We start from the raw sequence: 21,084 nt of genomic DNA, 5'->3' as shown, positions 1-21,084 counted from the left end.
CTCGCCCATCCGTACGAGCCGGAGGAGTGCAGTGGCAGCCAACGACCGGGCAGCAGCACCCGGAAAGTCCGGTGGTGGCTCCGGTGGATCCGGCACCGAAGCGCTGATGCGCGCCTCACTGAGCGCCGTAGCGCCCGGCATGGCGCTGCGTGACGGGCTGGAGCGGATCCTCCGGGGGAACACCGGCGGTCTCATCGTCCTGGGCATGGACAAGACCGTCGAGACGATGTGCACGGGCGGCTTCGTGCTGGACGTGGAATTCACCGCCACGAGGCTCCGCGAGCTCTGCAAGCTCGACGGCGCGCTCATTCTCGACAAAGACATCACCAAAATTCTGCGGGCCGGTGTCCAGCTCGTGCCCGACGCCTCCATCCCCACCGAGGAGACCGGCACGCGCCACCGCACGGCGGACCGGGTGTCCAAGCAGTGCGGGTTCCCGGTGATCTCCGTGTCCCAGTCGATGCGGCTGATCGCGCTGTACGTGGACGGGGAGCGCCGGGTCCTGGAGGAGTCGGCGGCGATCCTGTCGCGCGCCAACCAGGCGCTGGCGACCCTGGAGCGGTACAAGCTCCGGCTGGACGAGGTCGCGGGCACGCTCTCCGCGCTGGAGATCGAGGACCTGGTGACGGTCCGGGACGTGACGGCGGTGTCGCAGCGCCTGGAGATGGTGCGCAGGATCGCCACGGAGATCGCCGAGTACGTGGTCGAGTTGGGCACCGACGGGCGGCTTCTCTCCCTCCAGCTCGACGAGTTGATCGCGGGCGTCGAGCCCGAGCGTGAGCTCGTCGTACGGGACTACGTGCCCGAGCCGACGGCGAAGCGGTCGCGCACGGTCGCCGAGGCGATGACCGAGCTTGACGCGCTCTCCCACACGGAGCTGCTGGAACTGCCCGTCGTGGCCCGTGCGTTGGGCTACAGCGGTTCGCCCGAGACACTGGACTCGGCGGTCTCACCGCGCGGCTACCGGCTGCTGGCCAAGGTGCCGCGTCTGCCGGGCGCCATCATCGAGCGGCTGGTCGAGCACTTCGGCGGTCTCCAGAAGCTGCTGGCGGCGAGCGTCGACGATCTCCAGACGGTGGACGGCGTGGGCGAGGCGCGGGCGCGCAGCGTGCGCGAGGGGCTGTCGCGGCTTGCGGAGTCGTCGATTTTGGAGCGGTACGTCTGAGGTCGTCCGGGCCTGGCACACATACACGGGAGGGCGGCACCACCGACGCGGTGGTGCCGCCCTCCCGTGTATGTGTCAGTCCTTTACGGGTCAGTCCTTGTCCAGGCGGATCGACGTCTGGCCCTGCTTCACGGTCGCGCGGGGCGCCGCCGCCTCCACCAGGTAGGTGCCCGCTTCGGCCTTGCCCGGCGGGGGTGTGGCGCACTGCGGGGCGCTCTGTGTGAGGTCCCAGACGAGGGTCCGCGTGACGGTCCCGCCCGCGGGCACCTTCAGCAGCAGCTGACCGATCTTGGGGCAGTCCTTGGAGGACCAGACCTCGTCGCTGTCGGCGTCGGTGACGGTCAGCACCACGGACTTCGGCCCGAGGTCCGCCTTGCAGTCCCTGGCCGACCCGTTGGTGGCGACGATCCTGAAGGTGGGCTTCTCGCCCGGCTCGTAGGCGACCTTCCGGCTCTCCAGCTTCAGGGTCAGCGCGCTCGGCGCGCAGTCGGGGAGGCTCGATCCGGCCGGGACCTGCTCGCCCGTGCTGCCGCCGCTCGCACCGTCACCACCACCACCGCCGCCGTTCGCGGCGCCGCCCGAGCCGGCGGATCCCGTACCACCACTGCCGGTGTCGCCGCTGCCGCCGCCGTCGGCGCCCGCGTCCGTTCCGCCCTGGCCGCCGCCGTTGCCGCCGGTCTCGTCCGACTCGTCGCGTCCGCCCGGCTGTTCACTTATCGCGGGTCCGGATCCGGAGGGGCCCGGAGTGATCGAGGGCGCGGGACCATCTCCGTTCGCGCCGTCGTCGCGCTTCTTTCCGCCTTCGTCACCACCGGATGTGACGGCCCATACGACGAGCAACGCGAGCAGCGCGATCAGAGTCGCCGCTACCGCCCTCCGTCGCCAGTAGATGGAGGAGGGAAGCGGCCCGACCGGATTGCGCATAGATCCCACGACGTAAACTCTACGAGAGTTCAGGGCCAACTCCCGCCCCACATGCCGCTCGTCTCGCAAGTTTTACGGATCATCATCACGCTACGACCACCTGTGTGCCCCCACTTGTCACTTTCGTCAGGGGTTCGGCCGCCGATGGCGAGATGCGCGAGCCGGAGCGAGGGAGGTACGGTCCGTAACCATGGACCCCTCCGTCACCAGCGGCCTTTACCGCGACATTACTGATCTCGCCCAGCAATCGCCTTCCTGGGTAGGGCACTTCGTCGAGATAGGGACGGAGGCCGTGATCCTGATCTTCGGAGCTCTCTTCCTGGTCAGCTGGTGGCGCACCCGCTCCGCGGACTCACGAGCCATGGCTGTGGCGGTGGTTGGGCCGCTGGCGACCGCCGTCGCCTACGTGGGCAGCGAGTTGTTCAAGAGCGCCGTGCAGGAGGAACGGCCGTGCCGCGCGGTCGCCGGTGCGGCGGCGTCACTGGCGACCTGTCCGCCGGTCGGCGACTGGTCGTTCCCCAGCAACCACTCGACCATCGCCGGGGCGGCGGCGATCGCCCTCGCCATCGCCTGGCGGAAGATCGCGTTCCTCACCGTCCCGCTGGCACTCTTCGCCGCCTTCTCGCGGGTCTTCGTCGGCGTGCACTACCCGCACGACGTGGCGGTGGGCCTGGTGTTCGGCGGGCTGGTCGCCGCGCTCGTCGTCCTGGCGCTGACACGGCCCGCGCGGGCGCTGATCGGGACCATGCGGACGAGCCGTACGGGTGTGGTGGTGTGGTTCGCGGGCCCGGGGCCGGCCGTCCGGCCGGTCATCGGGTCGGGACCGGTCCACGGCGGGGGGCCCGCCGCGGTGCCGGGCTACGGGCCGGAGCCGGGGCACGGCCCGGAGAACCGACCGGTCGGGGACTCCCGCAGGCTCCGCCGGCAGAGGGGCCGCCACGGCGCGCACTCCTGAGCGCTCGGTGCACTCCCGCGTCCCGCACGGTCGGCCGGGCGGGCACGACCGACAACGCGCCCCCTTCACGCCCCCGTCACTCCCCGCGACGCCCGGCGCACGGCGGCCGGCTGCACCACCCCCACCCCTGGACGTGCCAGGATCGGTACTGCCATGACTGCGACTTCTGCGACTACGCCGCCGGTCAACGACCCGGCCGCCCTTCACGACCCCGTCATCGCGTGGTTCGACGCGCACGCCCGCGACCTGCCCTGGCGTAGCCCCGACACGGGCGCCTGGGGCGTGATGGTCAGCGAGTTCATGCTCCAGCAGACCCCGGTCGCCCGGGTGCTCCCGGTGTACGAACAGTGGCTGGCGCGCTGGCCCCGCCCGGCCGACCTGGCCGCCGAGGCTCCCGGCGAAGCGGTACGCGCCTGGGGCAGACTCGGCTATCCGCGCCGCGCGCTGCGGCTGCACGGAGCGGCCCTGGCGATAACGGAGCGGTTCGGCGGGGACGTACCGCGCGAGCACAACCAGTTGCTCGCGCTGCCAGGCATCGGTGAGTACACGGCCGCCGCCGTCGCCTCGTTCGCGTACGGACAACGGCACGCCGTCCTCGACACGAACGTGCGGCGCGTCTTCGCCCGCGCCGCCGCCGGTATCCAGTACCCGCCGAACGCGACGACGGCCGCCGAGCGCCGGCTGGCCCGCGCGCTGCTGCCCGCGGACGAGGAGAAGGCCGCCCGCTGGGCCGCCGCGTCCATGGAACTCGGCGCGCTCGTGTGCACCTCGAAGAACGAGGACTGCGCACGCTGCCCGATCGCGTCACGGTGCGCCTGGCGGCAGGCCGGCAAACCGGCGCACCAGGGCCCGGCCAGGCGCGGCCAGACGTACGCGGGCACGGACCGCCAGGTGCGCGGCAAACTGCTCGCCGTACTGCGCGACGCGGTGGGTCCGGTGCCGCTCGTGGCGCTCGACACCGTCTGGGAGGAGCCGGTGCAGCGGGCCAGGGCGCTGGACGGGCTGGTGGCCGACGGACTGGTCGAACCGATGGCCGACGACCTGTACCGGCTGCCGCTGACCTGACCGCACTGTCCGGCCCCGGCCCGGTGCGTACCGCCCGGCCCTCCGTACGACCCGGCTTCGCGGCATCAGATCCGGCTCGGCCGGCCCCCTCCGGGCCGGCCGTTCGACTGTCACGGCGCTTGCCGCTCGTTCGTCCGGTCCATCCCCCCGCCGTTACACAACCGATGGATGTCCGTGCGCCCGCCGAGGGCTGGCGCGCACGACCTCGTGACAACGCCTCCGTAACTTCTGGGACGTAAGGCAGCACGGAGGACGACAGCAGCGCGGCACGCGGTGCGGTTCACGGGGTGGGAGGCGGTTGGCATGGCGAACGGCGAGGTGCTCGGATTCGAGGAGTACGTCCGCACCCGGCAGGAGGCCCTGCTGCGCAGTGCCAGGCGGCTGGTCCCCGATCCCGTCGACGCCCAGGATCTCCTCCAGACCGCCCTGGCCCGTACGTACGGGCGCTGGGACGGTATCGCCGACAAGTCCCTCGCCGACGCCTATCTGCGCCGCGTCATGATCAACACCCGTACGGAGTGGTGGCGGGCGCGCAGGCTGGAAGAGGTGCCGACCGAGCAGTTGCCCGAGCCGTGCGTAGAGGACGGCTCCGACCAGCACGCCGACCGCGCCCTGCTCATCGACATCCTCGGGGTCCTCGCGCCGAAGCAGCGCAGCGTCGTCGTGCTGCGGCACTGGGAGCAGATGAGTACGGAGGAGACGGCGGCGGCGCTCGGCATGTCTACCGGTACGGTGAAGAGCACGCTGCACCGGGCGCTGGCCAAACTCCGCGAGGAGCTGGAGGCCCGGGAGCTGGAGCGCCGCGAGGTGGAGCGCCGGACGCCGGGGAACCGGCCGCCGGAGCGACGCCGCCCGCGCGCCCAGGCTCCGGAGCGTGCCGGTTATCGTCGCGACGGACGGGGGCAGGAGCGGTGCGCGGCCTGAAGCGCGGCAGAGACAGCACGTCCGCCCCGGGAACGACGGGCCGTCGGACACCGGCGGCCCGGACCACGAGCGACGGCAAGGCCGCCGACGGCACCCCGCCCGACCGGACCGCGACCGGCCGTACGCCGGTCGACGGGGCGAAAGCCGACCGGGCACCGGCCGACGGCATATCGCCCGGTGACACCACGGCGAGCCGGTTCCTGAAGCGGCTGACACTGACAGCGACGACCGCCACCGGCGCCCTGGCACTGGTCGTGATCGTCGCCTTCGGTGTGTTCGCCATCGGTTCCACGAGCGGGACCGGCACCAGGGACGAGGGCGCCGCCGCCGTCGCCACCGCCGAGCCCGCCCCGCCGCCGACCGACACGGCCTCGGCCATGCCCGCCGAGGACATCGACCCGGTGGCCCTGATCCGGCGGGACCCCAAGGTGAGCGGGCAGGTCAAGGCCGACCTCAAACCGTGCTCCGAGGACGCCTACCCGGTGGACACCTCGTACGGGAATCTGACCGGCGGCACCGCGCCGGACGTGGTCGTCAACGTGATGAGCTGCGACGACGCCGTGGGCCTGGGGACGTACGTCTACCGCGAGTCCGACCAGCAGCGGTACGAGAACGTCTTCGTAGCCGAAGAACCCGCCGTGTACGCGACGATCGACCGCGGCGAGCTGGTGGTGACCCGCCAGGTGTACGCGAAGGGCGACCCCGTCTCGTATCCGTCCGGCGAGGACATCGTGACCTACAGCTGGGCCGACACGAGATTCACCGAGCGCTACCGGGTGCGCAACAACTACAGCGGAGCGGTCGGCAACGGCCCCGTGGACGCCCCCGCGCCGTCCGCGTCGATCGTGAACTGAGAGAGCTGAGAGCTGCCGGATGCTGGAGACCCATGTCCTGTTCGTCGAGGACGACGACGTCATCCGCGAGGCCACGCAACTCGCGCTGGAGCGTGACGGCTTCACGGTGACGGCCATGCCGGACGGCCTGTCCGGTCTGGAGGCCTTCCGGGCCGACCGGCCGGACATCGCGCTGCTGGACGTGATGGTGCCGGGCCTCGACGGTGTCAGCCTGTGCCGCCGTATCAGGGACGAGTCGACGGTGCCCGTGATCATGCTGTCGGCGCGCGCCGACTCGATCGACGTGGTGCTCGGCCTGGAGGCGGGGGCCGACGACTACGTGACCAAGCCCTTCGACGGCGCGGTACTGGTCGCCCGGATCCGCGCGGTGCTCCGCCGCTTCGGACACGCCGGCGGACCGGCCGGGGAGCACGGCGGTCAGGAGGGGGCGGACGAGCACGGCGCGCTGTCCTTCGGTGATCTGGAGATCGACAAGGAGGGCATGGAGGTGCGCAAAGGGGGCGAGCCGGTGTCGCTGACGCCGACCGAGATGCGGCTGCTGATCGAGTTCTCGGCCGCTCCCGGCACTGTCCTGTCCCGTGACAAGCTGCTGGAACGCGTCTGGGACTACGGCTGGGGCGGCGACACACGCGTGGTGGACGTTCATGTGCAGCGCCTGCGCACCAAGATCGGACAGGACCGGATCGAGACGGTCCGCGGCTTCGGCTACAAACTCAAGGCATGAAGCGCCTCGCCCTGCGCACCGGCGTGCGGTGGAAGATCAGCATCGCGATCGCGGCGGTCGGCGCCCTCATCGCGACGGCGCTGAGCCTTGTCGTGCACAACGCGGCTCAGGTCTCCATGCTGGACAACGCGCGTGAGGTGCAGCTGGAGCGGCTGCTGTTCGCACAGCGCATGTACGACTCGACCCATGAGCTGAAGTTCGGTACGAAGCTGAACGACCCCGCGCTCCCGAACGACCTGCGGAAGAAGGTGCAGGAGGGCAGACGCGCCACCTATGTGCGCGACCCGGGGGAGGGGACGCCCGACGTCTGGGCGGCCGTACCGCTGGAGAACGGGGTGCTCTCCCTGCACAGCAAGTTCGCCGACCGGTCCGCGACGATCATGAAGGACCTCGACCGGGCCCTGCTGATCGGCTCGGTCTGTGTGGTCGTCGGCGGCTGTGCGCTGGGCGTGCTCATCGGCGGGCAGCTCTCACGCCGACTGCGCAAGGCGGCGGCTGCCGCCGGCAAGGTCGCGCAGGGCAATACAGATGTGCGCGTACGGGAGGCGGTCGGCGGAGTCGTACGGGACGAGACCGACGAGCTGGCCCGCGCGGTCGACGCCCTGACGGACGCGCTGAACGAACGCATCGAGGCGGAGCGCCGGGTCACGGCGGACATCGCACACGAGCTGCGGACGCCCGTGACGGGCCTGCTGACGGCCGCGGAGCTGCTGCCGCCGGGCCGCCCCACCGAGCTGGTGCGGGACCGCGCCCAGGCCATGCGGACGCTGGTCGAGGACGTACTGGAGGTCGCCAGGCTGGACAGCGCGTCGGAACGCGCCGAACTCCAGGAGGTGGCGCTCGGCGAGTTCGTCAGCAGGCGGGTGGCGCTGCTGGATCCCGACGTGCGGATCGAAGTCGTCGCCGACTCCTGGGTGAACACCGATCCGCGCCGTCTGGAGCGAATCCTCGGCAATCTCCTGGCCAACGCGGCCAAGCACGGCGGCACGCCCGTCGAGGTGACGGTCGAGGGCCGGGTGGTGCGCGTACGCGACCACGGCCCCGGCTTCCCGGACGCGCTGCTGCGCGACGGGCCGAGCCGGTTCCGTACGGGCGCGAGCGACCGGGCGGGACACGGTCACGGTCTCGGCCTGACCATCGCCGCGGGTCAGGCGCGTGTCCTCGGGGCCCGGCTGACGTTCCGCAACGCGGCGCCGGAGAGCCCGACGCCGGGCCCGGACGAGACGGGCGGCGCGATCGCGGTTCTCTGGCTCCCCGAGCACGCCCCGACGGCGACCGGCAGCTTCCCGATGATCACGTTCCCGGACTGACGGCCACGCCGACGACGGCCGTCGAGAGCCGGAGCGGGCGGCGGGGCCCGGTGGCCCTGCTGCCGTCACCGCGGCGGGGCCGGGTGGCCCTCCCGCCGTCACCCACGCGGGGTCAGGAGGACGACCACTCCTTCTCCAGGTCGAGGTCACCCTCCTTGGCCTGGGTGAACGAGAACCAGTTCCCCGAGTCGTCGCGGAATATCGCCTCCGTGCCGTACGGACGCTCCTGCGGCTCCTGGAGGAACTCCACACCCCGCTCCTTGAGCTTTTCGTAGTCCCCCTGGACGTCGTCGGTGGCGAGCACGCCCGCGCCGAGCATGCCCTTGCTGACGAGTGTCTTGAGCGCGGCGGCGGACTCCTCGTCCATCGCGTGCCCGCCCGGCAGCATCAGCGTCAGCACCACGTCGGGCTGGTCCTTGGCGCCGACCGTCAGCCAGCGCATCCCTCCCTCGCCCAGGGTCATGTCCGTGCGGACCTCGAGGCCGAGCTTGTCGACGAAGAACTCCTTGGCCCGGTCCTGGTCGAGCACCCAGACGGTGGAGATGGCGAGACCCTTGATCATGACGTGCTCCTCGGAGAGATGTGCCGTACGCGGGCCGCTCGCGGGGCCGCCCGTGCTTCCGCTCCCACCGTAGGCACCCGCACCCTCAGCGGGCTTCTCCAGAATTGCGGTCCTCGCCGAGCCGGTCCTGGGCGGAGTCACAGAGCCGGGGCGGGGTGTCCGTCCGGGCCGGGGCGTCCGTCCGGTCGCGGGCCTGGGCGCCGGTGTCCCTCTGCGGGAACCCGCCGGCCCAGAACATCGCGTAGCACCCCGGTATGAGCGCGGCCCCCCGGCCCGCGTGCTTGGCGCGATACGCGCTCGGCGAGCTGCCGGTCTGCTCCTTGAACCGCTTCGAGAAGGTGCCCAGACTGCTGAAGCCGACCAGGACACAGATCTCGGTGACCGTGAGATTCGCCGAGCGCAGCAGCTCCTCGGCGCGCTCTATGCGCCTGCGGGACAGATAGCGGCCGGGTGTCTGTCCGTACACCGCCTTGAAGGCGCGGACGAAGTGGTAGCGCGAATATCCGGCGTGGGCGGCGACCGCGTCCAGGTCGAGGGGGCCCGCCCAGTCGCGGTCCATGGCGTCCTTGGCCAGACGCAGCTGCCGCAGGTGCGTGAGGGGCACCTGCGGCGGCGGACCTGCTTGCGTACTGTTCACGTCTTCGATGCTGGCACGCCCCACTGACAACGGCCCCCCGCCGTCCACAGCGCACCGGGCACCGCATACCGCATACCGCGGCAGACGCCCTAGATGATCGATTCCAAGGGATCGGCTGCGCGCATGAGACGAGGGCGTCCAACGTCAGTGTGTGAAGACAGAGTTGGACACCCTCGCGACCGCACTCTATGTGAAGACCGACGATCTGCTGAAGGCGTCTCCGCATCTCGCGCCATGGCGGCCGGCCGTGGGGATCGCCCCGCAGCTCACCGACGCCGAGCTGGTCACCCTGGCGATGATGCAGGCCATGCTCGGCTTCACCTCCGAGGCCAGGTGGCTTCGCCACGCCGGTTCCCACCTGCGGCATCTCTTCCCGTACCTACCCAAGCAGCCCGGCTACAACAAGCGGCTGCGCAAGAGCGCCGGACTGCTTCGGCGTGCACCCGGCTGCTGGCCACCGACACCTCCGTGTGGAGCGACGACGTGTGGATCGTGGACTCCACGCCGGTGGAATGCGGCCGTTCACGCGAGACCGTCAAACGCTCCGACCTGGCCGGATGGGCCGAGTACGGGCACTGCGCCAGTCACAGCCGCTTCTTCCGGGGCCTGCGGCTGCACCTGGTGTGCACCCTCCAGGGGCCTGCCCGTCGCCTTCGCCCTGACCGGCGCAAAGGCCGACGAGCGCGAGACCCTGCTGGACCTCCTCGCCGCCGAACCCGGCCTCGCCGCCGACCGTCCTGCCCAGACGCTGATCGGCGACAAGAACTACTTCGGCCGCGACTTCGAACACGAGCTGGCCGAGCAGGACATCCGGCTACTCCGGCCTGCGCGCAAGGGCGAGCCGGAGCGGCCCGGCGCACCCCTGTTCAAGCCGTTGCGGCAGGTCATCGAGTCGGTCAACGAGACCTTAAAGGGCCAACTCGATCTCGAACACCGCCGAGCGCGCACGCCCGGCGGTGTCGTCGCCCGCGTCATGCAGCGCATCCTCGCGCTGACCACCGCGATCTGGCACAACGACCACACCGGACAGCCCGTCCTACGCTCACTGACCGCCTATGACCACTGACCCTGTAGGGTCCGCGGCTTCGTGCGCACCGGTTCCTGCGGAAACACCGGAATCCGCGCCTGATGAGCACTGATTCGCCGCGTGATCACGAGCATTCCCGCCCGACCGGCTGTCATCGGCGGTCACCGTCAGTAGCGGAATCCGGATCGCCGGGTGGGGAGTGGACGATCTCGAAGAAGAGCCGCCGGACCTGGAGCCGAGATCAAGCTGCGCGCGCCTCGCGTTCGCTGATCGGTCCCGACGCGTGCGGCACGCTTGGGGCTCGGCGGCAAGACTGGCCCCACTGGTGACTTTGGCCTGAGGCAAAGTCAAGCGACCGGAGAACGACCCTCGTTGGGGATCTGTCGTGCCAATGTGCCAGGCGTGGTTGTTCAGCCCGGAGGACGGGTCGGGGAAGCCCCTGAGCTTACCCTGAAGCCATGCCCGCGGCCTGTCGCTGTTGCCGTCGGGATGCCAGCCTCGGCGGACGATCCTCCAGTCGTCGAGTCCAGATGAGGTATCCGAATGACAGAGATGACGCGCCGGTCGGTGCTCGCTGCGGCCGGGACGGCGGGACTTCTACTCACCACTGCGGGGATGGCGCAGGCGGAAGGCCTCGTTCCCCGCGCCGCTTTGACGGACAGGACCAAGCCGACGGCCGTGGGGCCTCGGAAGGGCCGGGTGCAGCTCACCTTGCCGGTGCCGACCGGTCCGTGGCGGATCGGAACCACGTCGCTGCATCTGATCGACCGTTCGCGTCGGGACCCGTGGACTTCACCCTCTGCGGCACGTGAACTGATGATCAGCATGTGGTACCCGACGTCAAACACCCACGGCTGCCGACGCGCCCCCTGGCTCCCACCAGCGACGACGGAACTGTACAGGCAACAAGTCGGCCAGGAACTTCAGACGCCACTGGACAACGTCGACTTCCCTGTGACCCATGCCTGTCTCGGTGTCACTGTAGAGGCACACCTGCACGGCCATCCCGTGGTGCTCTTCTCCCCGGGCTACGGCGCGATGCGCGAACTGTGCACTGCGCTGGTCGAGGACTTGGCCAGCCACGGGTATGTGGTCGTCACCATCGACCACACCCACGAAGCCTCGATGGTGGAGTTCCCCGGCGGCCGACTGGAGCTGAGCCGGCAACCGGCCCAGCCGACCGATGACGATATTGCGACGGCGCTGCGCGTCCGTCAGGACGACACCAGATTCGTGCTGAACGAACTGGCACTGATGAACGCAGGGAAAAACCCCGACGCCGAGCGCCGCCGATTGCCTCACGGTCTGCGAGGCTCCCTCGATCTGTCCAGGATCGGCATGTTCGGGCATTCACTCGGCGGTGACACGGCCGCGGAGACGATGGCGCAGGATCGCCGCATCCTCGCCGGAGTCGACCTGGACGGCAGCATCAACGGGACCGTCGCGGCCACCGGCCTCGACCGCCCCTTCCTGCTGATGAGCAATGCCGACCACGGACGCCACAACGACCCGTCCTGGGCAGAGTTCTGGTCGCACCTGCGCGGCTGGCACCTCGACCTGCGGCTACGCCGCTCCGGACACCACACCTACACGGACCTGTCCCCGCTGGCGCAACAGCTGGAAAAAGCGCTCCCGATACCGCCGGAGGTGGTCGCCGCCCTGACCACCCGCATCGGAACGATCAACGCCGACCGGGCCGTCGCCGCCGAACGCGCCTACCTGAGTGCCTTCTTCGACCTTCACCTGCGCGACCAGGACGATCACCTGTTGTCCGGGCCGTCCCCGCGATACCCCGATATCGAGTTCGTGCGCTGAAGGAGTGGCAGCTCTCACGACCGTACGAAGCACCCCGGACGCCTCTCCCAAAAAGACCACAAGAGATCAACACTGGCAGCTCCAGACCGCAACCATTGGCACCGAGTCCTGGATTTGCACACTCACTGCGCAGCCTCCGCCGACACTGCGCATCGGATCGCGGATCCAGACCCCTTGGAATAGATCATCTAGAGGACAGGGCGACCTTCTTCCCCACGGACGGAGCACCGCCCTTGTCCGCCGGCCCGGACTTCTCGGGGCCGGCGCCCCGCAGCGGGACCTCCTTGACGAAGAACGCCGCGACGAAGCCGATCACCGCGACGGAACCGGCCAGCAGGAAGGCCACGTGTGTCCCGGAGGACACGGCGATCTGGTACGCCTCACGCGCCGCGTCCGGCAGCTTGGCCAGGCTCGCCGCGTCGAGCTGCGCGGACTGCTGCGTCACCGCGTCACCACCGCGCGCCGCCATCTCGTCCTCCACCTTGCCGGTGAACAGCGCGCCCATGATGGCGACGCCGAAGGAGCTGCCGAGCGTACGGAAGAGGGTGGTCGACGACGAGGCGACGCCCATGTCCTTCGGCTCGGCGCTGTTCTGCGCCACCAGCATGGTGATCTGCATCAAAAAGCCCATCCCGGCACCGAGGACGGCCATGTAGAGGCCGGAGGTGAGCCGGGAGGTCTCGGTGTCCATCTGCGCGAGCAGGAAGAGCCCGGTGACCATCAGTGCGCTGCCCACGATCGGGAAGATCTTGTACCTGCCCGTGTTGGTGGTGACCCGGCCCGCGAACAGCGAGACGACCATCATCGACAGCAGCAGCGGCAGGAGCAGCAGACCCGAGTTGGTCGCCGAGGCGCCCTGGACGGACTGCTGGTAGAGCGGCAGGAACAGGACGGCCCCGAACATGACGAACCCGGTCAGGAAGCCGATGACCTGCATGAGCGTGAAGTTGCGGTTGCGGAAGATGTGCAACGGCAGGATCGGCTCGGGCGCCCTGGTCTGTACGTACACGAACGAGACGAGGGTGACGACGCCGATCGCGATCAGCTCCATGATCACCGCGGAGCTCCAGGCGTACTCCGTACCGCCCCAGGTGGTGACCAGCACGATCGAGGTAATGCCAACGGTCAGCAGGGCGGCGCCGAGATAGTCGACCTTGTTCTTGGTCCGCTCCACGGCGGGCAGATGCAGCACGGTCACGATCATCGCGAGGGCGACGGCACCGAGCGGCAGGTTGATGTAGAAGCTCCAGCGCCAGCCGAGGTGGTCGGTGATGGTGCCGCCGACCAGCGGTCCGCCGATCATGGCCAGGGCCATCACGCCGGCCATCATGCCCTGGTACTTGCCGCGCTCGCGCGGCGGAATGAGGTCCCCGATGATCGCCATGACGCCGACCATGAGTCCGCCGGCGCCCAGCCCCTGCACGGCGCGGAAGCCGATGAGCTGCCCCATGTCCTGGGCCATGCCACTGAGCGCGGAGCCGATCAGGAAAATGACGATGGAGAGCAGGAAGATCTTCTTGCGCCCGTACATGTCGCCGACCTTCCCCCAGATCGGGGTCGACGCGGCGGTGGCGAGGGTGTACGCGGTGACCACCCAGGACAGGTGCTCCAGCCCGCCCAGCTCGCCGACGATGGTCGGCATCGCGGTGCCGACGATCATGTTGTCCAGCATGGCGAGCAGCATCGCGATCATGAGCGCGAGCAGTACCACCCGCACGCTGCGCGGTTGTGGCTCCGCCTTATTCCTCTGTTCCGACCCCACCGCGTCGAGCGACATGGCCCCCACTCCCCTTGTTCCCGGTTCCGTTCCTCTACTTACTTGCCGACCGGCAAGTAAGTACACTCGGGGAAGGTAGACCTGTCACTAGCCGGTCGTCAAGTAAGTTACTCGGGAGAGCAACATGAGCAGCACGGCGCAGCCACGTCGGGGCAACACCCGTCAGCGCATCCAGGACGTCGCGCTGGAACTCTTCGCCGAGCAGGGCTACGAGAAGACCTCGCTGCGCGAGATCGCCGAGCAACTGGACGTCACCAAGGCGGCGCTCTACTACCACTTCAAGACCAAGGAAGACATCCTGGTCAGCCTCTTCCAGGACCTGGCCCGGCCGATCGACGAGCTGATCGCGTGGGGCGAGACGCAGCCGCCGACCCTGGAGGCGAAGAAGGAGCTCCTGCGCCGCTACAGCGACGCGCTCACCGCCGCGGCGCCCCTGTTCCGCTTCATGCAGGAGAACCAGGCGACGATGCGCGACCTGAGCGTCGGTGAGACCTTCAAGAGCCGCATGATGCGCCTACTGGAGCTGCTCAAGCAGCCCGAGGGGACGATGACCGACCGGGTGCGCTGCTTCACCGCGATCTTCGCCATGCACGCCGGCATTTTCGCGCTCAGGGACGTCGAAGGCGACCTCGAGGAGAAGCAGGAAGCCATCCTCGAGGTCGCCACCGATCTGATGGTGCAGGCTCAGGGCGTCACAGAATGACGTCGGCCGAGCGCAGGAACGACACCGGGTTGATCGCGCTGCCGTAGTTGGGGGTCGTACGGATCTCGAAGTGCAGGTGCGGGCCGCTGGAATTGCCGGTGTTGCCGGAGAGCGCGATGCTCTGGCCCTTGTCGACCTTCTGGCCGGCATGCACCTTCACCTTGGACAGGTGCGCGTACTGCGAGTACTTCGCACTCGACCCGGTGCCGTGCTTGATGACTATCGCGTTGCCGTACGCGGGGCCGTCACCGGCACCGTTGGGTCCGGCCTTCACGACGGTGCCCGTGTGGACGGCCTTCACGTTCGTGCCGACGGAGACGGCGAAGTCCTGGCCGGAGTGCTTGCTGGCCCACATACCGCCACCGCGGCCGTACGTGGCGCTGAGGGTGTACTTGGAGACCGGCTTGGCCCAGGTGGGGTTCTTGGCCTTCTTGGCCTTGTCCTTGGCCTTGTCGGCGGCCTTGGCCGCGGTCGCCTTCTCCGAGTGGGCGGCCTTCTCGGCGGCCACGGCGGCGGGGGCGCCGGCGTCGCCGCTGCTGTTCGCGGCGAACGCGACCCCCGCTCCGAGCGCCGTCGTCACTCCGAGTCCGGCGGCCAGGATGGCGGCACGGGTACGGAGCGTGGACTGGCGGGGCGTGGTGCGCTGCGACATTGAGAAACCTCCGGGGCGTCAATGGACCCGGCACTCAGGCACCGGGTGGGCTTGCCTCACCTTGGTAACCCGACCGCCCATCACACCCCAAACCGCCCATCTACGACATGTCGTCGTAGTCGCGGTACCGGCAGATCGACCCCTTGACGACCTGAAGTATCCTTCCACCTTGAATCGAAATGTCCGTATTAAATACCGTTTATTCGCACGTCAGAGTGGTGCGCATCCGGTCGGCGGCCGGGCCGCCACCCTCTTCCGGGGCCTCGGGACCAAGGTCCCGAGGCGGACCTATCCGAAGGTCCCACCGCAATCACCCGCTTCACCACTATTCCTGGTCGTAGGCGCGGAAACGGGTGTGCGGCTTGTCACGGTGCAGCGCCCTCCACGGCCCTCGCGGGGTCATGACGGAGGCACGACGAAGGGGTGGCCCGAGACCTTTTACGGTCTCGGGCCACCCCTTCGACTGTGGGCTCTCGGACCGAGCTCAGCGGCTCGGCCCGAGGCTCACGCCTCCTTGGTCAGGTTCGGACCGGCGCCGCCGGCCGCCTGCTCGATCGGCGGGACGTCGGGCAGCGCCGACTTCTCCTCGCCTCGGAAGCTGAACTTCTTCTCCTCGCCCTCGCCCTCGGTGTCCACGACCACGATGTGACCGGGGCGCAGCTCACCGAAGAGGATCTTCTCGGAGAGGATGTCCTCGATCTCGCGCTGGATCGTCCGGCGCAGCGGCCGGGCGCCCAGAACGGGGTCGTAGCCCTTCTTGGCGAGCAGCGCCTTGGCGTTCGGGCTGAGCTCGAGGCCCATGTCCCGGTCCTTCAGGCGCTCGTCCACCTTGGTCACCATGAGGTCGACGATCTGGATGATGTCTTCCTCGGTGAGCTGGTGGAAGACGACCGTGTCGTCCACACGGTTGAGGAACTCGGGCCGGAAGTGCTGCTTGAGCTCTTCGTTGACCTTGTTCTTCATCCGCTCGTAGTTGGACTTGGTGTCGCCCTGGGCGGCGAAGCCCAGGTTGAACCCCTTGGAGATGTCCCTGGTCCCGAGGTTGGTCGTCATGATGATGACCGTGTTCTTGAAGTCCACGACCCGGCCCTGGGAGTCGGTCAGCCGACCGTCCTCCAGGATCTGCAGAAGGGAATTGAAGATATCGGGGTGGGCCTTCTCGACCTCGTCGAAGAGGACGACGGAGAACGGCTTCCGGCGCACCTTCTCGGTGAGCTGGCCGCCCTCTTCGTACCCCACGTATCCGGGGGGAGAACCGAAGAGACGCGAAACCGTGTGCTTCTCGCTGAACTCCGACATGTCGAGGGAGATCAGCGCGTCCTCGTCGCCGAAGAGGAATTCGGCGAGCGTCTTGGACAGCTCCGTCTTACCGACTCCGGAGGGGCCGGCGAAGATGAACGAACCACCGGGACGCTTGGGGTCCTTCAGACCCGCCCGCGTACGCCGGATCGCCTGGGAGAGCGCCTTGATGGCGTCCTTCTGGCCGATGACGCGCTTGTGGAGCTCGTCCTCCATGCGGAGCAGCCGCGAGGACTCCTCCTCGGTGAGCTTGAAGACCGGGATGCCCGTGGCGGTCGCCAGGACCTCGGCGATCAGCTCCTCGTCCACCTCGGCGACGACGTCCATGTCGCCGGCCTTCCACTCCTTCTCCCGCTTGGTCTTCGCGGCCAGCAGCTGCTTCTCCTTGTCGCGGAGCGAAGCTGCCTTCTCGAAGTCCTGGGAGTCGATGGCCGACTCCTTGTCGCGGCGGACGTTCGCGATCTTCTCGTCGAACTCGCGGAGGTCCGGCGGAGCGGTCATCCGGCGGATGCGCATCCGTGAGCCGGCCTCGTCGATCAGGTCGATCGCCTTGTCCGGCAGGAAGCGGTCCGAGATGTAACGGTCGGCGAGCGTCGCGGCTGCGACCAGCGCGGAGTCCGTGATGGACACGCGGTGGTGCGCCTCGTACCGGTCCCGCAGACCCTTGAGGATCTCGATGGTGTGCGGCAGCGACGGCTCGGCCACCTGGATCGGCTGGAAGCGTCGCTCCAGCGCGGCGTCCTTCTCCAGGTGCTTGCGGTACTCGTCGAGCGTCGTCGCACCGATGGTCTGGAGCTCTCCACGGGCGAGCATGGGCTTCAGGATCGAAGCCGCGTCGATCGCGCCCTCGGCGGCGCCCGCACCCACGAGGGTGTGGAGCTCGTCGATGAACAGGATGATGTCGCCGCGGGTGCGGATCTCCTTGAGGACCTTCTTCAGGCGCTCCTCGAAGTCACCTCGGTAGCGGGAGCCCGCGACCAGGGCGCCGAGGTCCAGGGTGTAGAGGTGCTTGTCCTTGAGGGTCTCGGGCACCTCGCCCTTGACGATGGCCTGCGCCAGTCCCTCGACGACCGCCGTCTTGCCGACGCCGGGCTCGCCGATGAGGACCGGGTTGTTCTTCGTACGGCGGGACAGCACCTGCATGACCCGCTCGATCTCCTTCTCGCGCCCGATGACCGGGTCGAGCTTGGACTCACGGGCGGCCTGCGTGAGATTCCTGCCGAACTGGTCCAGGACGAGCGAGGTCGAGGGCGTGCCCTCGGCCGGGCCGCCGGCGGTGGCGGCCTCCTTGCCCTGGTAACCGGAGAGCAGCTGGATGACCTGCTGCCGCACCCGGTTGAGATCGGCGCCCAGCTTCACGAGGACCTGGGCGGCGACGCCCTCGCCCTCGCGGATCAGGCCGAGCAGGATGTGCTCGGTGCCGATGTAGTTGTGGCCGAGCTGAAGGGCCTCGCGGAGCGACAGCTCCAGGACCTTCTTGGCACGGGGCGTGAAGGGGATGTGGCCGGACGGAGCCTGCTGGCCCTGCCCGATGATCTCCTCCACCTGCTGGCGGACCGCCTCGAGCGAAATCCCGAGGCTCTCCAGGGCCTTAGCGGCGACACCCTCACCCTCGTGGATCAGGCCCAGGAGGATGTGCTCGGTGCCGATGTAGTTGTGGTTGAGCATCCGGGCTTCTTCCTGAGCCAGGACGACAACCCGCCGCGCGCGGTCGGTGAACCTCTCGAACATCGTTAATCGCTCCTCAGAGCGGTCAGGCAGTAAAGGGGTCGGTCCCCTCCCTGTCCTTCCGCAGCTTAGTCCCGCAAGCGGGGACCGCTCATTCCAACTGCCGACATCCGCCGTGATCACCCCGCCTCGGCGGCGAACTTTCCTCACGAAGAGCCGACATCTGCTCCAACCTGATGGTGCGAGACGATGTTCCCGCAGGCCAGACAGATACCCCCGCTATCGGTACGCCGATGGCGAACGTGAGACGTCCGGGACCGCGTGTCGCCCCTCCCCACTAGGAATGTCTTACCCGCAAGCACTGACACTCCATGCGGCGCACCCCGGTTCCCTCCGCTACGGGCGAACACCCTTGCACTCCCGAATGCTTCTGTACGCCCCCACGGCGAACACACAGGGCGAGCATGGGGCGACACCGCGTAACCCAGAGCTGTGACGGGGAGTTGGTCCGAACATGGCTCTCCCCGTTCCGCTCCCCCGCGCGCCGCTGCCCCTCGAAGGCGGCAGCGCCCACTGGTACGAGCACGAGCTGGGCTGGGCCACGGCGCCGGGGCCACCCGTCGCACTGCTGACCGGGCTCCGCTTCGACGTCCTGGAACTGCCCGCCGACGCGGGCGCCGAGGTGCTTCGCCGGATCGGCGCGGCCGGGACGGGACCCGTGGCGCTCGCGGAGGGCCGGATGCGGCTGCTGGTGGCCGCGGGCGGCGCGGACGAACTACCGGGGCTGCTGGACTGGCTGGAGTGGGGCGGGATCACGCTGGATCTGACCGCCGTGGGCGTCGGCGGCCGGATGACCGCTCCGCGGCCGCCGGGAAGGCCGACGGGGCCGAGGGGGCCCCGTGGGCCGACGGGGATTCCGGCGCGGGGCGGGGCGGGAGGCGGCCGCCCGGGAGCGGAGCAGGGGGCCGCCGTATGGCTGCGGCCCCCCGAGCCGGGACGCGAGGTGGAACCGACGCTGCCGGCTCTCACTCATATCGGACACGGCCCCGGAGGGAGTGCCGGACACGGGGACAGGGGTGGGGGTGTCCCCGATCTCGTTCGACTCGTGGACACGGCGGCCACTGAGTGCCACCGGGCCCGATTGCTTCGTGGAGAAACGGCACGTACGAAATCTCAGCCGTTGGCCTTCTCGTAGGCTTCACGGATCTCGGCCGGAACGCGACCGCGATCGTTGACGCTGTAGCCGTTCTCCTTGGCCCACTTGCGAATTTCCGCGGTGTCCTTGTTCCCACCCGCGGCGGCGCGGCCCTTGCCACGGCCACCGGCGGCGCGGCCACCGGTACGACGGCCACTCTTGGTGTACGGGTCGAGCAGCCCACGAAGCTTGTCCGCATTCGCGTTCGTGAGGTCGATCTCGTAGGTCTTGCCGTCCAGCGCGAACGTGACGGTCTCGTCCGCCTCGCCACCGTCGAGGTCGTCAACAAGAAGGACCTGAACCTTCTGTGCCACCGGTTTTCCTTTCATCGAAAATGCAGTACGCCGAAAGGAAACCGCTTTTCTCAGGAAAACACAAACCCCCGGCAGAGGTTCAGTAGCACAAGAACACGGGAAACGTGCGCGATTCGGACATAGGGTTCCGGGTTCTTCAGCCGCTCACAGGTGCAGAAGCATCCGGCTGTTACCCAAGGTGTTCGGCTTCACCCGTTCGAGACCGAGGAACTCGGCCACTCCCTCGTCATAGGAACGCAGCAGCTCGCTGTAGACATCTCCGTCGACAGGAGTCTCACCGATCTCCACGAAGCCGTGCTTGATGAAGAAGTCGACTTCGAAGGTGAGACAGAATACGCGCCGCACGCCGAGCCACCGGGCGGTCTGCAACAACTTGTCGAGCACATGACGGCCGATGCCGTCGCCCCGGAACCGTGGATCCACCGCGAGCGTGCGCACTTCGGCGAGGTCTTCCCACATGACATGGAGTGCGCCGCATCCGACGACCGCCGCGTCGTCGTCGCGTTCGGCGACCCAGAACTCCTGGATGTCCTCGTAAAGCGTCACCGTCGCTTTGTCGAGCAGGATGCCTTCACTCACGTACGGGTCGACGAGACGACGGACAGCGGACACATCGCTCGTCCTGGCCCGCCGGACGGTGATGGCATTCGCCGCGGCTTTCGGAACCTCAGAGGACATGACTGGACGCTATCGCCCCGCTGGATGCTCTCGGTCGGCGCCCTCGGTCGGGACTTCGGCGGGCACATCGCCGGGGACTTCGGCGGGCTCTTCGGCCGGCACTTCGGGTGCGGTTTCTGACGGGGTTTCAGGCAGGACTTCCGGCGCCGTCCCCACCGCGGCTTCCGGACCGACTTCCGGCTGGTCGCGGCGCACCATACGGACCGCGTCCTCCAGGGCGTCGCGCTGTGTCGGCGACATCATCCCGAAGAAGGCGACAAGAGCGGCCGCCGGGCTGTCACTCTTCGACCAGGCTTCGTTCATCAGCGCGGCCGCGTAGGCGGCACGGGTGGAGACCGCCGTATATCTATAGGCACGGCCGTCGACTTCCCTGCGCACCCAGCCCTTCTGATGGAGATTGTCCATTACGGTCATGACGGTCGTGTAGGCGATGGACCGTTCCCGCTGAAGGTCTTCGAGGACTTCCCGGACGGTGACCGGACGGTTCCATTGCCAGACGCGACTCATGACGGCGTCTTCCAGGTCTCCCAATTGGCGGGGCACACCGCAACCATAGTGCGAGATGTCCGAATGGCCGGTTATTGACGTAACAAAAAGGACGTACGACTGGTGGAAGTCGTACGTCCTGATCTACAGCTCGTTACGTCAGGCGCCCGACGGAGCACCCGGCTGCTCCGCGGCCTCCGCGCGGGCGATCGCCGCGTCCACGGCCGCGTCCTCCTTCGACTTGTTGTCCCCGCCCTGGCTTTTGACGATCGTCACGACCAGGCCGATGAAGAAGGCGGCCATCACCACGGGCGGCAGGAGAGCGGATACGTAGTCCATGGGACCAGAGT

Annotated in this window: 20 protein-coding genes and 1 pseudogene; 11 read left to right on the top strand and 10 right to left on the bottom strand. The window is 68.8% G+C overall.

The window, feature by feature from the left end:
* Nucleotides 1–31: 31 nt before the first annotated feature.
* Nucleotides 32–1,165: a DNA integrity scanning diadenylate cyclase DisA gene (disA, locus tag SSPS47_RS19530; protein ID WP_078075735.1), complete on the top strand. Its 1,134-nt coding sequence runs from the start codon at nt 32–34 to the stop codon at nt 1,163–1,165.
* A 90-nt stretch (nt 1,166–1,255) separates the two neighbouring features.
* Here disA and SSPS47_RS19525 read toward each other — a convergent pair whose 3' ends face one another.
* Complete coding sequence (locus tag SSPS47_RS19525; protein WP_164252185.1) at nt 1,256–2,098, bottom strand: hypothetical protein; 843 nt, start codon at nt 2,096–2,098, stop codon at nt 1,256–1,258.
* Between the two features lie 181 nt (nt 2,099–2,279).
* Here SSPS47_RS19525 and SSPS47_RS19520 point away from each other — a divergent pair, with 181 nt between their 5' ends.
* From SSPS47_RS19520 to cseC, 6 genes are all read left to right on the top strand, one after another.
* Complete coding sequence (locus SSPS47_RS19520; protein WP_164252184.1) at nt 2,280–3,044, top strand: phosphatase PAP2 family protein; 765 nt, start codon at nt 2,280–2,282, stop codon at nt 3,042–3,044.
* Between the two features lie 153 nt (nt 3,045–3,197).
* The gene (locus SSPS47_RS19515; protein ID WP_164252183.1) at nt 3,198–4,109 is read left to right on the top strand and encodes an A/G-specific adenine glycosylase; all 912 of its coding nucleotides are present in this window, start codon (nt 3,198–3,200) and stop codon (nt 4,107–4,109) included.
* 303 nt (nt 4,110–4,412) lie between these two features.
* Complete coding sequence (locus SSPS47_RS19510) at nt 4,413–5,033, top strand: SigE family RNA polymerase sigma factor (protein ID WP_164252182.1); 621 nt, start codon at nt 4,413–4,415, stop codon at nt 5,031–5,033.
* Nucleotides 5,021–5,887 (top strand): hypothetical protein, encoded by an 867-nt coding sequence (locus SSPS47_RS19505; protein ID WP_164252181.1) that lies wholly within the window; start codon nt 5,021–5,023, stop codon nt 5,885–5,887. The genes SSPS47_RS19510 and SSPS47_RS19505 overlap by 13 nt, the downstream gene beginning before the upstream one ends.
* Before the next feature lie 19 nt (nt 5,888–5,906).
* Complete coding sequence (gene cseB, locus SSPS47_RS19500; RefSeq protein ID WP_147878347.1) at nt 5,907–6,611, top strand: two-component system response regulator CseB; 705 nt, start codon at nt 5,907–5,909, stop codon at nt 6,609–6,611.
* Nucleotides 6,608–7,921: a two-component system sensor histidine kinase CseC gene (gene cseC, locus SSPS47_RS19495; protein WP_164252180.1), complete on the top strand. Its 1,314-nt coding sequence runs from the start codon at nt 6,608–6,610 to the stop codon at nt 7,919–7,921. The genes cseB and cseC overlap by 4 nt, the downstream gene beginning before the upstream one ends.
* A gap of 112 nt (nt 7,922–8,033) precedes the next feature.
* Here the strand turns inward: cseC and SSPS47_RS19490 are convergent, their stop codons facing one another.
* Nucleotides 8,034–8,483, bottom strand: a complete 450-nt coding sequence (locus tag SSPS47_RS19490; protein WP_164252179.1) for a VOC family protein — start codon at nt 8,481–8,483, stop codon at nt 8,034–8,036.
* 85 nt (nt 8,484–8,568) lie between these two features.
* The gene (locus SSPS47_RS19485; protein ID WP_164254732.1) at nt 8,569–9,042 is read right to left on the bottom strand and encodes a helix-turn-helix transcriptional regulator; all 474 of its coding nucleotides are present in this window, start codon (nt 9,040–9,042) and stop codon (nt 8,569–8,571) included.
* Between the two features lie 229 nt (nt 9,043–9,271).
* On the opposite strand from SSPS47_RS19485, the pseudogene SSPS47_RS19480 reads away from it, so the two are divergent.
* Both SSPS47_RS19480 and SSPS47_RS19475 read left to right on the top strand, forming a co-directional pair.
* Nucleotides 9,272–10,186, top strand: a pseudogene (locus SSPS47_RS19480) (IS982 family transposase).
* 504 nt (nt 10,187–10,690) lie between these two features.
* On the top strand, nt 10,691–11,962 hold the full coding sequence (locus tag SSPS47_RS19475; RefSeq protein ID WP_203557883.1) for a lipase: 1,272 nt from the start codon (nt 10,691–10,693) through the stop codon (nt 11,960–11,962).
* 184 nt (nt 11,963–12,146) lie between these two features.
* Here the strand turns inward: SSPS47_RS19475 and SSPS47_RS19470 are convergent, their stop codons facing one another.
* The gene (locus SSPS47_RS19470) at nt 12,147–13,739 is read right to left on the bottom strand and encodes an MDR family MFS transporter (protein ID WP_164252178.1); all 1,593 of its coding nucleotides are present in this window, start codon (nt 13,737–13,739) and stop codon (nt 12,147–12,149) included.
* Between the two features lie 124 nt (nt 13,740–13,863).
* Here SSPS47_RS19470 and SSPS47_RS19465 point away from each other — a divergent pair, with 124 nt between their 5' ends.
* Entirely contained in the window at nt 13,864–14,442 is a 579-nt protein-coding gene (locus SSPS47_RS19465) for a TetR/AcrR family transcriptional regulator (RefSeq protein WP_147878351.1), read from the top strand.
* On the opposite strand, the gene SSPS47_RS19460 is transcribed toward SSPS47_RS19465, so the two are convergent.
* Nucleotides 14,432–15,094: a M23 family metallopeptidase gene (locus tag SSPS47_RS19460; RefSeq protein ID WP_164252177.1), complete on the bottom strand. Its 663-nt coding sequence runs from the start codon at nt 15,092–15,094 to the stop codon at nt 14,432–14,434. The two genes, SSPS47_RS19465 and SSPS47_RS19460, sit on opposite strands and share 11 nt — an antisense overlap.
* A 504-nt stretch (nt 15,095–15,598) precedes the next feature.
* The gene (locus SSPS47_RS19455) at nt 15,599–18,124 is read right to left on the bottom strand and encodes an ATP-dependent Clp protease ATP-binding subunit (protein WP_164252176.1); all 2,526 of its coding nucleotides are present in this window, start codon (nt 18,122–18,124) and stop codon (nt 15,599–15,601) included.
* Nucleotides 18,125–18,575: 451 nt separating this feature from the next.
* Here SSPS47_RS19455 and SSPS47_RS19450 point away from each other — a divergent pair, with 451 nt between their 5' ends.
* Entirely contained in the window at nt 18,576–19,256 is a 681-nt protein-coding gene (locus SSPS47_RS19450; RefSeq protein ID WP_164252175.1) for an SCO3374 family protein, read from the top strand.
* On the opposite strand, the gene SSPS47_RS19445 is transcribed toward SSPS47_RS19450, so the two are convergent.
* The 4 genes from SSPS47_RS19445 to SSPS47_RS19430 form a co-directional block, all read right to left on the bottom strand.
* Nucleotides 19,235–19,570, bottom strand: a complete 336-nt coding sequence (locus tag SSPS47_RS19445) for an Lsr2 family protein (protein WP_023539576.1) — start codon at nt 19,568–19,570, stop codon at nt 19,235–19,237. The genes SSPS47_RS19450 and SSPS47_RS19445 overlap by 22 nt on opposite strands.
* A gap of 144 nt (nt 19,571–19,714) precedes the next feature.
* On the bottom strand, nt 19,715–20,248 hold the full coding sequence (locus SSPS47_RS19440; RefSeq protein WP_147878355.1) for an amino-acid N-acetyltransferase: 534 nt from the start codon (nt 20,246–20,248) through the stop codon (nt 19,715–19,717).
* Between the two features lie 9 nt (nt 20,249–20,257).
* On the bottom strand, nt 20,258–20,791 hold the full coding sequence (locus tag SSPS47_RS19435; RefSeq protein ID WP_164252174.1) for a BlaI/MecI/CopY family transcriptional regulator: 534 nt from the start codon (nt 20,789–20,791) through the stop codon (nt 20,258–20,260).
* A 102-nt stretch (nt 20,792–20,893) separates the two neighbouring features.
* Entirely contained in the window at nt 20,894–21,073 is a 180-nt protein-coding gene (locus SSPS47_RS19430; protein ID WP_147878356.1) for a hypothetical protein, read from the bottom strand.
* Nucleotides 21,074–21,084: the final 11 nt, after the last annotated feature.

It is taken from the genome of Streptomyces sp. S4.7 (genome assembly GCF_010384365.1).
GTDB lineage: Bacteria > Actinomycetota > Actinomycetes > Streptomycetales > Streptomycetaceae > Streptomyces.
Note: the sequence above shows the minus strand (reverse complement) of the source record. Positions and strands in the feature narration are given on the sequence as shown.

Bases quoted from the DNA above. Each gene is read 5' to 3' on its own strand.
- SSPS47_RS19520 (WP_164252184.1), top strand. From the start codon at position 2,280: ATGGACCCCTCCGTCACCAGCGGCCTTTACCGCGACATTACTGATCTC.
- SSPS47_RS19515 (WP_164252183.1), top strand. From the start codon at position 3,198: ATGACTGCGACTTCTGCGACTACGCCGCCGGTCAACGACCCGGCCGCC.
- SSPS47_RS19510 (WP_164252182.1), top strand. From the start codon at position 4,413: ATGGCGAACGGCGAGGTGCTCGGATTCGAGGAGTACGTCCGCACCCGG.
- cseB (WP_147878347.1), top strand. From the start codon at position 5,907: ATGCTGGAGACCCATGTCCTGTTCGTCGAGGACGACGACGTCATCCGC.
- cseC (WP_164252180.1), top strand. From the start codon at position 6,608: ATGAAGCGCCTCGCCCTGCGCACCGGCGTGCGGTGGAAGATCAGCATC.
- SSPS47_RS19490 (WP_164252179.1), bottom strand. From the start codon at position 8,483: ATGATCAAGGGTCTCGCCATCTCCACCGTCTGGGTGCTCGACCAGGAC.
- SSPS47_RS19485 (WP_164254732.1), bottom strand. From the start codon at position 9,042: ATGGACCGCGACTGGGCGGGCCCCCTCGACCTGGACGCGGTCGCCGCC.
- SSPS47_RS19475 (WP_203557883.1), top strand. From the start codon at position 10,691: ATGACAGAGATGACGCGCCGGTCGGTGCTCGCTGCGGCCGGGACGGCG.
- SSPS47_RS19470 (WP_164252178.1), bottom strand. From the start codon at position 13,739: ATGTCGCTCGACGCGGTGGGGTCGGAACAGAGGAATAAGGCGGAGCCA.
- SSPS47_RS19465 (WP_147878351.1), top strand. From the start codon at position 13,864: ATGAGCAGCACGGCGCAGCCACGTCGGGGCAACACCCGTCAGCGCATC.
- SSPS47_RS19460 (WP_164252177.1), bottom strand. From the start codon at position 15,094: ATGTCGCAGCGCACCACGCCCCGCCAGTCCACGCTCCGTACCCGTGCC.
- SSPS47_RS19455 (WP_164252176.1), bottom strand. From the start codon at position 18,124: ATGTTCGAGAGGTTCACCGACCGCGCGCGGCGGGTTGTCGTCCTGGCT.
- SSPS47_RS19450 (WP_164252175.1), top strand. From the start codon at position 18,576: ATGGCTCTCCCCGTTCCGCTCCCCCGCGCGCCGCTGCCCCTCGAAGGC.
- SSPS47_RS19440 (WP_147878355.1), bottom strand. From the start codon at position 20,248: ATGTCCTCTGAGGTTCCGAAAGCCGCGGCGAATGCCATCACCGTCCGG.
- SSPS47_RS19430 (WP_147878356.1), bottom strand. From the start codon at position 21,073: ATGGACTACGTATCCGCTCTCCTGCCGCCCGTGGTGATGGCCGCCTTC.